Origin of the sequence: Thiocystis violacea, assembly GCF_016583575.1 — a bacterium.
GTDB classification, from domain to species: Bacteria; Pseudomonadota; Gammaproteobacteria; order Chromatiales; family Chromatiaceae; genus Thiocystis; species Thiocystis violacea.
In genome coordinates this window covers 104,692-114,974 of sequence record NZ_NRRG01000009.1, presented here as the reverse complement: position 1 = coordinate 114,974, position 10,283 = coordinate 104,692, and the positions used below count along the sequence as shown (strand labels likewise).

The following is a 10,283-nucleotide window of genomic DNA, read 5'->3' as shown; positions in this document are numbered from 1 at the left end:
GCATCGACGCCAACCCCGTGGCCGTGGCCGATCCGAAGGTGCTGATCAAATAATCGGTGTAGATGTCGAGAGCGTCTTGGTTCATCCTCGAAACTTACCAAGTCCTGAGCCTTCTGCGTAACATCAGATCCTTAATTTAATGGCAGTGACCCGTGAGGCAAGGAAAAGCAGACGCTTATTAATTCAAAGATCCTATAGGAGTACCTGGCGCGTCCGTTGGAGATAGTCATGGATCGCCTGCTCGGCACGCGGGTCGATTCTCTCCTCCGGTCCCTTCCCGCGCGGACAGGCGAGATTGGGCGTCGTGCCGAACAGACGGCAGATCAAGGGGCGTTCCGCGTAGACCTCGCAGCCATTCGCGCCCAGGTATGGGCAGTTCCAGTCGGCAAGCGCCTCGGCGTGTCGGGCCTCGCCGAGATCCGGCAGCCGGGCCATTTCCTCGTTCGAGGCCGTCACCGGTCCGCAACAGTCGTGACAACCGGGCTCGCAGGCGAAGGTCGGAATCCGTCGTCGCAGGGCGAGCAGTCGCGAATCGGACAGGATCATCCGCCCGCCGCTCCTGCCGTCAGCCACTCGGGCCGCTCGCGCGCGCCGGTCGGCTCGATGATGGACCGAGACATCGGTTCGCGGATCACCCGCGAGGAGGCGAGATCTGGCTGGGCGCGGAGGCACTCGAAAATCCGCTTGTTTCTGGAGTCGATCGGAACCCTCATGGGCGCGGTCCGCTTGGCCATGGAATGAATCACCCGGTTGAGTATGGAAGGCTATTTCAATGATGACCACAGCATCATTGAGGCACCATATAATAGCGGTTACTTCAAACCCCGGCCGCCCGATCTGGATGCCGCCAATCGATGGGAAACTCCGCCATGCCTCAGCGTCCGCCGCTCTTGGATCTGCCGGGAAGCCGCTTGGGCGAGCGCGGTCGGCTGCGGGTGCTCGAATCGGAGGGCTGCGATCCTGAACGGCTGTACAACCGCATCCTGAACGGCCGTTATCGCAAGCCCTTCATCGTCGACGATGGCCAGACGCGGCGGCTCTATTTCAGTCTGCGGTTCGTGCAAAGCTCCATGCGCCTCGACGATCCGTTCGCCCTGGATTTCGCCTACACCCGCAAGATGATGGCCTTTCTGCTGTTCGCGCCGGATCCCCGTCGGGTGCTGTTGGTTGGACTGGGCGGCGGCTCGCTGGCCAAGTTCTGTCATCGCTATCTGCCTCGGACACATCTGACCGTGGTCGAGGTGAGCCCCGATGTCATCGCCCTGCGCGGTGAATTCAATATTCCGGAGGATGCGCGTCTGGAGATCGTCCAGGCCGACGCCGCCAAGTATCTGCCGCGCGCCGAGGCGGATACCGATGTCCTCTTGCTCGATGGGTTCGACGACGAGGGCATCGCTCCGTCCTTCCTGAGTCGGAAATTCTACGTCGCGGCACGCCGCCGGCTCGGTCCGGGCGGACTGCTGGTGGCGAACTTCTGCGGTCCGCCGGAACGCTGGCATCGACACATGCGATTACTGGACTGGGTCTTCGAGGGGCGCGTTTATATCGCGCGCGTCCGCTACGGGGATAACTACGTGGCCTTCGCCTTCGCCGATGAGGGCTTTCCGCTCGACTGGGCGCGTTTGGAGCAACGGGCGGGCGCGCTCGCCGGACTCGTCCCACTCGATTTCCCCGAGCTGCTGGAGCGATTGCGCGAGGGCGGGGAGCTGCGAAGCGGACGGGGCCGCAACCGGCCCACCTGATCCGCGACCGGAGAGGGCGCCGACTGGCGCCATCGCCGTGGGTAGCGCCCCAATCGATAGGATTTCGTGGGAGCGGCTTTTAGCCGCGATGAGCGCCGACGCGAGGTTTTTCGCGGCTGTAAGCCGCTCCCACGGGTGTGCGCATTTGTCGTCATCCTACGAATCGAGGCACTACCTTTCAAGGCGCAAGCCCATGACTCCGGGATTGGCCCGAAAAGGACTTTCCGAGGAACGCGACCAGCGAGTCGGCATGCGTTTCGATGGCCTCGATGGAATCGTGCCCCGTGTCGGGCAGCATCAGCAGTTCGGTCGAGTCATCCCGCCGATTGGCGTGGATGCGGCTCGCATCCTCCGGGGGTACGGTCGCGTCGGTCTCGCCATGCACCAGGAGCACCGGACAGGTCACGCGCCGGATCGTCTCGCAGGGCGCGATGTCGTCGAAGCGCGCCTGGATGGTCCGCTCGATGGCGCGCAGGATCAGCCAGCCCAGCGGGCGGGGGATGCGCTGCCCGCGCAACTGTCGGCGCATGAGGCACTCCGGATGGGCGAAGGCGGCGATGCTGATCGCCGCGGCCAGGTCGCGACGGCGTGACGCCAGCAGCAGGACGGCACCAGCACCGACGGAGTGACCGAGCAGGGCCAGACGTCCGGGGTCGATGCCGGGCTGCCGGGCGAGCCAGTCGAGTCCCCGCTCCAGATCCTCGGCGAAACGTGGCAGGGAGGAGAAGCTGTCCGCGTCGCTTTGGCCGTGATTGCGGGCGTCGAGCAGCAAGGTCGCGTAGCCCGCGCGGTGGAGCAGCGCGGCGAACGGCAGCATCTGTTCCGCGTTGCCGCCCCAGCCGTGCAGGACGACCACGGCGGGTAGCGGCTCGGCGGGTTCGGCGGGCGAGACCAGCCAGCCAAACAGGGTCTTGCCGTTGACGGTCGGGATGCGCAGGCTCCGATAGGGCAGATCGAGATCGGCGGGTGTCCCCCGTTCGCGGATCCGCGGCGCCCGATAGGCGCGCCGAAGCAAGGCCGGTGTCAGGACGCCGGCGGCCGCCAGGACGCCGGCTACCAGGATCAGGATCGTCAAGAGCCGCGCGCGCCTTTATCCGTGCCCGTGCGCCACGCTCTCGGCGCAGGGCGCGGCGGCGGCAAGGGTGCCGCCCAGATACTTCTCCAGCGATTCGCGCACGGTGCCGGTCGCGCCGGTGGCGGTCTTGATGCCGGCCTGAGTAAAGAACTCGATGGCGCGCCCGCCCATGCCGCCGCTCAGCATGACCTCGGCGTTCTGCTGACGGATGAACTCCGGGATTTCACCCGGCTGATGGGCTTCGGCGAAGGGGTTGGCGATATCCAGGGTCGCGGTCACCGCGCCCTCTTCGATGTCCACCAGAATGAAATAGGGGGCATGCCCGAAATGCTGGGCGACCTGGCTGTCGAGACCCTGGCTGGTTTCGGCGGTAATGGCAATCTTCATTGGAAGGTTCCTGGTTGATTGAGGTTGTCGGTGATTGGTTCGGCGAAGCCGTCATCCTGGCGCGTGGGCGGCTCCACCAGGACGGAGACCAGGCGCTCCCAGAGGGCGGACAGGGCAAGGCTAGCGGGAGCCTCGGGGCGATAAGCGGTCACCGCCTCGCCCGCCACCAGGGCGCTGGCGATGCTCGGATCGAAAGGGATGGAGCCAACCATGGCGATCCCGTTCGCCTCGCAAAAGGTTTCGATGTCCCGCGCACCCTTGGGATAGACATCGGCCTTGTTGATGCAGACCAGCGCCGGCACGCCGAAGTGCTGGACGGTTCCCAGGGCGCGGCGCAGGTCGTGGATGCCGGAAACCGTCGGCTCGGTTACCAACAGCGCTAGGTCGGCGCCGGAAACGGCGGCGATCACTGGACAACCAATGCCGGGTGGACCATCCACGATCACGAGCCGACGCTCTTCGTCCAGTGCCTGCTGGCGCGCGCGCTGCCGGACCTGGGTGACCAGCTTGCCGGAGTTCTCCTGTCCCGGATGCAGATGGGCGTGATGGAGCGGTCCGTAACGGCTGTCGGACAGCCGGCATTCGCCGACCCTTTGCTCCTGCATCCGGATGCTCTCGGTGGGACATTGGTAGACACAGGCGGCGCAGCCGTCGCAGGCGATGGGGTCGATCACCCATCGCCCGTCGGTCTCGACGATCGCGTCGAAGCGGCAGGCCGACTCGCAGTCGCCGCAGATCAGACAGCGATCCTCGTCGATCACGGCCACCTGACCGCCGCGAAACGGCTGGGTGTCCAGCCGGCGCGGCTGAAGCACCAGTTCCAGGTTGGCCGCGTCGACATCGGCATCGGCCAGCAGCACCCGACCGGCGAATGGCCCCTGGGCCGCCAGATGGGCAAAGGCCGCCGTGACGCTGGTCTTGCCGGTGCCGCCCTTGCCGCTGAGGATGACGAGCTGTTTCATGGGTTCACCCCGGCGACGAGACGCTCCAACAGATCCCTGAATCCGGGTCGATACTCCGGCGCGGCGTCCACCAGGGTCCGGCCGCCGGCGATCGCCTCGGCGATGCGCCGCTCCATCGGGATGCGCAGCAGAATCGGCAGCCCGCTCTCGGCGCACCAGGCGCCGACCGCGTCATCGCCGATCCCGTCGCGATTGATGACCACGCCAGCGGGGATGCCCAATTCACGGGCGATGGCGACGACCTGTTTCAGATCGTGCAGACCGAAGGGCGTCGGCTCGGTCACCAGCAGCACCAGGTCCGCCCCGCGCAGCGTCTCCACCACTGGGCAGGAGGCGCCGGGCGGGGCGTCAAGGATTTCGAGCGCGCGACGCGGCGCGCCTGGGGCCTCTGGCAAGCGCGCCGGGGTCCATTTCTTCAGCTCGCGCAGGATCGGAACGCCCATGGTCTGGCCGACGTTCATCACGCCCTGGGCGAAGGCGATGCCTTCCGGCGTCGTGCCGCTGTCGATCACGCCCGTGACGGACAGGGTCTCGCTGATCGCCTGCTCCGGACACATCCAGGCGCAACTGCCGCAGCCGTGACAGAGATCGTCGAAGACGAGCGTCTTCTGTCCGACCACGGCGATCGCGTGGAACTGACAGACCTCGGCGCAGCGGCCGCAATAGGTACAGGCGTCCGCGTCCACGCGCGGCACGCGGATACCGACCTCCCGCTGGCTGTCCAGGACCGGATGCAGGAAGAGCGCGGCATTGGGCGCCTCCACGTCGCAATCGAGGAAGCGCACCGCGTCTCGCTCGGTGGCCACTTGCGCCAGACTGGTCGAGACCGTGGTCTTGCCCGTGCCGCCCTTGCCGCTGGCCACGACGATCCGCATGGGTTCTAGCCTCCGTGATGGCCGCCATGCGTGGCGCCATCGGCTTCGGCCAACGGCCCCGCCTGGAACGCGGCCAGAATGTCGGCGGCGCGGCAAGCCGCGTCCCCCGGCGCGAGCAGGCGCTGGATGTTAGCGGCGGCGAGGGTGTCATACGCCTTGGGACCATAGGCCCCGCTGACGACCGCCTGCGCGCCGAGCCCGGCGACGAACTGCGCCGCCTGCACGCCCGCCCCGCCCGAGGCCGACAGCCCCGGATTGGCATGGACCGTCCAGGCACCGCTATCGGTGTCCACCAGACAGAAGGACGCGGCGCGCCCGAAACGGGCGTCGAAGGGCGAGTCGAGCGTTTGGCCGGCGATGGAGATGGCGAGTTTCATGATTGATGGTGTTCCGGGGTTCTATTTGACCGAATCCAACCGATCCGTCAGCCGTTGCAGGGCGGCGCTCAGGTCGGCGATTTGCTGTTGCAGCCAGGGTGTCCACTGGTGGGTCTTGACGCCCTGGCCCCGTCCGCCCGGTCGGCAACCGCGACCGGCCGATTGACCGGCATCGGTCCGTACCGCTCCGCGTCCGCGACGACCGCCCTGACCTCGGCCCTGACCTCGGCCTTGACCTTGTTGGCTCGGACCGGTTCCGTCTTTGAATGGCATGCTGTTCTCCTGCGCATTAGTTGAGCGTGATCGGGATTGCCTCACCGAATCTCGGTTCCGGGCCGTCATCAGGCCGCGCCGCCATCCTCCCCAATCAGGAGGGTGATCTCGTTGAGATAGGCGTGCTTCGGGATCACCAGATTGGTCGGTGCCGGGACGTTCTTGAACACCCTGGCCGCGAGATCGAAGCGCGAGCCATGACAGGGGCAAAAGAAGCCGCCCTTCCAGTCGGCGCCCATGTCATCGGGAGCGACTTCCGGCCGATAGGTCGGCGAGCAGCCCAGGTGGGTGCAGATCCCGACCGCGACCAGATATTCCGGCTTGATGGAGCGCGTGGGGTTCTGGCAATAGACCGGCTGCTGGGGCACGGTGGACGTGGGGTCGACCAGTTTCTGATCGTTGCTCGACAGAGAGGCGAGCATCTCGGGTGTCCGGCGCACGACCCACACCGGCTTGCCGCGCCATTTGACACGCAGCAGGGCACCCGGCTCCAATTTGGAGATATCCGCCTCGACCGGAGCGCCGGCGGCCCGCGCACGGGCGCTTGGATTCATGGACGCGACGAAGGGGACTAGGGCATAGGCGGCGCCAACGGCGCCGACCAGGCTGGTGGCGGCGGCGAGTACGCGCCGTCTCCCGTGGTTCACGGCTGGCTGGCTCATGGACGCATAGCTCCTGGTTGGGATGAGTGACGCCGCCTCGCCCATCGGATGACGATCTCGGGCGGTGCCAGCAATAATCGAATACCTAGTGTGCCGGTCAGCATTCTCGCCCCTTCTCCTACTGAGTTACGCTGATATTTATCAATGAGAAATGCACATATGTGCATTTTTCAGAACATACTGATCGGAGCGAAACAACCTTCGGAGGCACCGTGACAGGCCGCAAACGACGCGCCCGCTGTATCGGATTCGATCCGGGCTTTCTCTGCTTCAAACCCTGCGGTCGACCGGGACGGGGGATGGCGACGGTGGTCTTGCGCGCCGACGAGTTGGAAGCCTTACGTCTTGCCGACCTCGAAGGCTTGTATCAGGAGGACTGCGCCCAGCGTATGGGCATCTCCCGGACCACCCTGTCACGCACACTGGCCGAGGCGCGCCGCAAGGTGACGGACGCCCTGCTGAACGGCAAACGGCTTCTGGTCGAACCCGTCCGGGAGATCGAGGAGGTCGCGACCGGGAGGAAAGCCCCGGACGTTTCCCTGAGAGAGCCGGGAGCGGACACCATAAGCCAGGCAGGCGTCCGGCCAAATGAACCCGAGGCACCGCCAGACGAAAGAGGCGACAACGGATAGGCCGGATCCAGGGGCGCGGGATGCCGGCGTCTCGCTACTCTACCCGCCCCCGCGAATCGCATTGTTGGACGGTGCGCACCGCATCAGGGCCGGGGTGAATAGTTTCACCATCCCATTCACTCCAACCCCCGTCCCTCCCCCGCCTCCTCATGTGTGCGCCCATCGCGGATGTGATAGATGCGCTCGAAGGTCGGGATGATCTTTTCGTCGTGGGTGACCACGATGACGGCGGTCTGGTACTGGCGCGCCATGCGGTTGAGGATGCGCATCACCGCCAGGGCGCGTTCGCTGTCGAGCGGCGCGGTGGGCTCGTCGGCCAGGATCACCGGGGGGCGGTTCACCAGGGCGCGGGCGATGGCGACGCGCTGTTGCTCGCCGCCCGAGAGCTGGGAGGGCATCGCCCGGGCGCGGTGCTCGACGTCCAGGGCCGCGAGCAATTCGCGCGCCCGCTCCCGTGATTCGCCGTTGGGGCGCCCAGCCAGCATCGGCAGCAGGGCGACGTTGTCGGTGACATCCAGGAAGGGGATGAGATAGGGCGCCTGGAAGACGAAGCCGATCTTGTCGCGGCGCAGCGCGCGCAGGTCCGGGATGCGCCAGCCCTCGTCATAGATGGACGCCTCCCCCAGGGTCATGCGCCCGCCGCTGGGCTCGATCACCGCGCCCAGACACTTGAGCAGGGTGCTCTTGCCCGAGCCCGAGGGGCCGACCAGTCCCACCACCTCGCCGGGGGCGACCGCCATGTCCACCCCGCGCAGCGCGTCCACCGCCGTGTCGCCGCGACCGTAGCGTTTGCGCAGCCCCTCGATGCGAATCCCCTGGGCCGGATGGGCGCCCAATGGCCCGGTCGTTGGTTCAGCCACCGATGGCCTCCGCCGGGTCGACCCGGAGCGCGGCGCGGATGGCGACCAGGCTCGCCAGCACGCAGATGATCACCACGATCAGAAAGCCGCGCGCCGCGTCGCCGGGCAGCAGCAGGACGTATTTGGGAAACACCGGCGCCCACAGGGTCGCGACCGTCTTGCCGACGACGAAACCGATGAGACCCAGTCCGATCGCCTGTTGCAGGATCATCCCGGCGATGGTGCGGTTGCGCGTGCCGATCAGCTTGAGCACCGCGATCTCGCGGATCTTGCCGAGGGTGAGGGTGTAGATGATGAAGGCGACGATGGCCGCGCTCACCACCGAGAGGATCACCAGGAACATGAAGATCTGCCGCGCCGAGGTGGCGATCAGCTTGGCCTGGAGGATCTCGTTCATCTCGGCGCGGGTATAGACGCTCAGATGCTTCCAGCGCCGGATGTCCGCCGCCACCCGGTTGGGGTCCGCGTTGGGCGTCAGGCGCACCAGGATGGCATTGACCGAATTGCTCTGGGTCTGGGAGGCGAGCACGGCGTCCAGCACCTGCGGCTGGCCGGGGCGATTGAAGGCCGGATTGGCGGCGCTGCGCCGGCGCTGCGCGACGATGGCATCGTTGTCCTTGAGGAACTGGGCCTCCTGCGCGTCCTTGAGCGGGATGAAGATCATGGGGTCGCCGCCCGAGGACACGGTGCGCCGGGTCAGACCCACCACCCGGTAGGCATGACGGCGGATGCGCAGTTGCTCGCCCAGCCGAAAGCCAGTCGAGATGTCCGCCACCGCCTCGTAGTGACCCCGGGTCAGGTGCCGCCCGGCGACCAGGGATTCCGGCTGACCCGGCTCGCCGAAGCCGCCCGGCACCACGCCGACCACCATGGCGCGGCGCTCGCGCGCGGCCGCATCGCCAACGGACGCAGCATCCGCCAGCGGGCGCACCTGCATGGTCAGATAGGTGACATTGGCGGCGCGCGCGACCCCCGGCAGGGTCTGGAGACTGCGATAGAGGTCGTCGGCGAGGTTGGACGGCTCGGCGTAGGGGCCGAGGGTGTCCTTCTGCACCGCCCAGAGGTCCGCCCCGCTGTTGTCCAGCAGCACCTCGGCATCGTCGACCATGCCGCGATAGATGCCGGCCATGGAGAGCGTGACGCCGATCAGCAGCCCAAGCCCAATGCCGGTGAAGACGAACTTGCCCCAGCCGTGGAGGATGTCGCGTCCGGCGAGACTGATCATGGGGCGACCCCTGGGAGCTGCTCGACCACCTTGACCCGGCGTCCGGGCGACAGCGGGGCCTGGCTGTGCCAGATCACGGCCGTGCCCGGCACCAGACCGGAGCGGATCTCCACCCAGCCGTCGAGGTCGCGCGCGCCGATGGTCAGGGGCACGAAGCGCGGTTCCCCGTCATCCAGCACCCAGACGCCGAGCGCGTCCGCGCGGCGGTGCAGCGCGGCATTCGGCACGGCGGGCGCGGCGGGCCGGGGCGCCAGCGCCACCGTCACCTCCGCCAGCTCGCCGAGCCGGGGCAGGGGGTCGGGGAGATCGGCGAAGACCACCTTGGCCAGCAGCTCCTCGGTGATGGCATCGGCGCGCGGCTCGACCCGCTCGACCCGTCCCTCCAGCATGCCGAGCGGCTGGGAGCGCAGCGCGATGCGGACCGCGAGGCCGGCGCGCAAGGCCCCCGCGCCGAGCTGATCGAAACGGACATCGACCCAGAGGCTGGCGGGGTCCACCACCTCCACCACCGACTGACCCGCCACCACCGTGCTGCCGGGCTCGGCGTCGCGCGACACCACCAAACCGGCGACCGGGGCGATGAGACGCAGATTGTCGCGCTGGCGCACCAGCGCCGCGCGCTCGGCGCGCACCCGCCCGAGATCCTGCTCGGCCGATTCCAGGTTGGCCAGCCCCAGTGCCACACCGGCCTCGGCGACCTGGGCCTCCTGCCGCTTGGCCTCCGCCGTGTCCTCGCTGGCGGTGCGCGCCACGAGAAGCTGCTCATAGCGTTTGACCTGGGCGCTGGCGAAGTCGCGCCGTGCCTGGGCGTCACGCACCTGAGCACGGGCGGCGACCACGCCGGACTCGGCGCGCCGCAGGGCGGCGTCCTGGGCGGCGACACGCTCGTCGAGATCGACCGGGTCCATCTCACCGAGCCGCTGCCCGGCGTTCACCCGGTCGCCGACCTGGACCGCGACCTGGCTCACCCGCCCGGCGATGGTCGGGCCGATGCGGTAGGTGTAGCGCGCCTCGACCGTCCCGACCCCGAACAGGGCCGGGGCGATTGGGCGTTGCTCGACCTCGGCCAGGGTCACAAGCACCGGGGCCAGCGGCCCCGAGGTCAGCGCCAGCCACGCGAAGGCGCCGAGCAGCGGAATGAGCACGGCGAGCAGGGACAGGGCGCGTCGGCTGGGTTTGGGTAATTTCATGGAAGACTCACGACAGCGAGAGA

General features: G+C 67.6%; 14 protein-coding genes. 2 read left to right on the top strand and 12 right to left on the bottom strand.

The genetic code is table 11. From position 1 onward, the window contains the following. Window positions 1–192: 192 nt before the first annotated feature. Both CKO27_RS06975 and CKO27_RS06970 read right to left on the bottom strand, forming a co-directional pair. Entirely contained in the window at window positions 193–546 is a 354-nt protein-coding gene (locus tag CKO27_RS06975; protein WP_200374151.1) for a YkgJ family cysteine cluster protein, read from the bottom strand. Continuing rightward, window positions 543–734 carry a CopG family transcriptional regulator gene (locus CKO27_RS06970; RefSeq protein ID WP_200374150.1) on the bottom strand — a complete coding sequence of 64 codons (192 nt, stop codon included), beginning with the start codon at window positions 732–734 and terminating at the stop codon, window positions 543–545. The genes CKO27_RS06975 and CKO27_RS06970 overlap by 4 nt, the downstream gene beginning before the upstream one ends. Before the next feature lie 135 nt (window positions 735–869). On the opposite strand from CKO27_RS06970, the gene CKO27_RS06965 reads away from it, so the two are divergent. Next, window positions 870–1,742, top strand: coding sequence for a spermine/spermidine synthase domain-containing protein (locus CKO27_RS06965; protein WP_242470774.1), 873 nt, complete (start codon window positions 870–872; stop codon window positions 1,740–1,742). 178 nt (window positions 1,743–1,920) lie between these two features. On the opposite strand, the gene CKO27_RS06960 is transcribed toward CKO27_RS06965, so the two are convergent. The 7 genes from CKO27_RS06960 to petA form a co-directional block, all read right to left on the bottom strand. Continuing rightward, complete coding sequence (locus tag CKO27_RS06960; RefSeq protein ID WP_200374148.1) at window positions 1,921–2,817, bottom strand: alpha/beta hydrolase; 897 nt, start codon at window positions 2,815–2,817, stop codon at window positions 1,921–1,923. A gap of 15 nt (window positions 2,818–2,832) precedes the next feature. Beyond that, window positions 2,833–3,204: a NifB/NifX family molybdenum-iron cluster-binding protein gene (locus tag CKO27_RS06955; protein ID WP_200374147.1), complete on the bottom strand. Its 372-nt coding sequence runs from the start codon at window positions 3,202–3,204 to the stop codon at window positions 2,833–2,835. Then, window positions 3,201–4,166, bottom strand: a complete 966-nt coding sequence (locus tag CKO27_RS06950; protein WP_200374146.1) for an ATP-binding protein — start codon at window positions 4,164–4,166, stop codon at window positions 3,201–3,203. Before CKO27_RS06950 ends, CKO27_RS06955 begins: the two co-directional genes overlap by 4 nt. After that, window positions 4,163–5,041, bottom strand: a complete 879-nt coding sequence (locus tag CKO27_RS06945) for an ATP-binding protein (protein WP_200374145.1) — start codon at window positions 5,039–5,041, stop codon at window positions 4,163–4,165. Before CKO27_RS06945 ends, CKO27_RS06950 begins: the two co-directional genes overlap by 4 nt. A 5-nt stretch (window positions 5,042–5,046) precedes the next feature. Next, window positions 5,047–5,418: a NifB/NifX family molybdenum-iron cluster-binding protein gene (locus CKO27_RS06940; protein WP_200374144.1), complete on the bottom strand. Its 372-nt coding sequence runs from the start codon at window positions 5,416–5,418 to the stop codon at window positions 5,047–5,049. Window positions 5,419–5,439: 21 nt separating this feature from the next. Beyond that, window positions 5,440–5,691 (bottom strand): hypothetical protein, encoded by a 252-nt coding sequence (locus CKO27_RS06935; RefSeq protein ID WP_200374143.1) that lies wholly within the window; start codon window positions 5,689–5,691, stop codon window positions 5,440–5,442. 68 nt (window positions 5,692–5,759) lie between these two features. Then, window positions 5,760–6,353 (bottom strand): ubiquinol-cytochrome c reductase iron-sulfur subunit, encoded by a 594-nt coding sequence (petA, locus tag CKO27_RS06930; RefSeq protein ID WP_200374142.1) that lies wholly within the window; start codon window positions 6,351–6,353, stop codon window positions 5,760–5,762. Between the two features lie 212 nt (window positions 6,354–6,565). Here petA and CKO27_RS06925 point away from each other — a divergent pair, with 212 nt between their 5' ends. Next, the gene (locus CKO27_RS06925) at window positions 6,566–6,985 is read left to right on the top strand and encodes a DUF134 domain-containing protein (RefSeq protein WP_200374141.1); all 420 of its coding nucleotides are present in this window, start codon (window positions 6,566–6,568) and stop codon (window positions 6,983–6,985) included. A gap of 116 nt (window positions 6,986–7,101) precedes the next feature. On the opposite strand, the gene CKO27_RS06920 is transcribed toward CKO27_RS06925, so the two are convergent. The 3 genes from CKO27_RS06920 to CKO27_RS06910 are packed head-to-tail and all read right to left on the bottom strand — an operon-like array spanning window position 7,102 to window position 10,260. Next, window positions 7,102–7,845, bottom strand: a complete 744-nt coding sequence (locus tag CKO27_RS06920; protein WP_338115921.1) for an ABC transporter ATP-binding protein — start codon at window positions 7,843–7,845, stop codon at window positions 7,102–7,104. Further along, the gene (locus CKO27_RS06915; protein ID WP_200374140.1) at window positions 7,838–9,070 is read right to left on the bottom strand and encodes an ABC transporter permease; all 1,233 of its coding nucleotides are present in this window, start codon (window positions 9,068–9,070) and stop codon (window positions 7,838–7,840) included. Before CKO27_RS06915 ends, CKO27_RS06920 begins: the two co-directional genes overlap by 8 nt. Next, window positions 9,067–10,260, bottom strand: a complete 1,194-nt coding sequence (locus CKO27_RS06910; RefSeq protein ID WP_200374139.1) for an efflux RND transporter periplasmic adaptor subunit — start codon at window positions 10,258–10,260, stop codon at window positions 9,067–9,069. The genes CKO27_RS06915 and CKO27_RS06910 overlap by 4 nt, the downstream gene beginning before the upstream one ends. Between the last annotated feature and the right edge of the window lie 23 nt (window positions 10,261–10,283).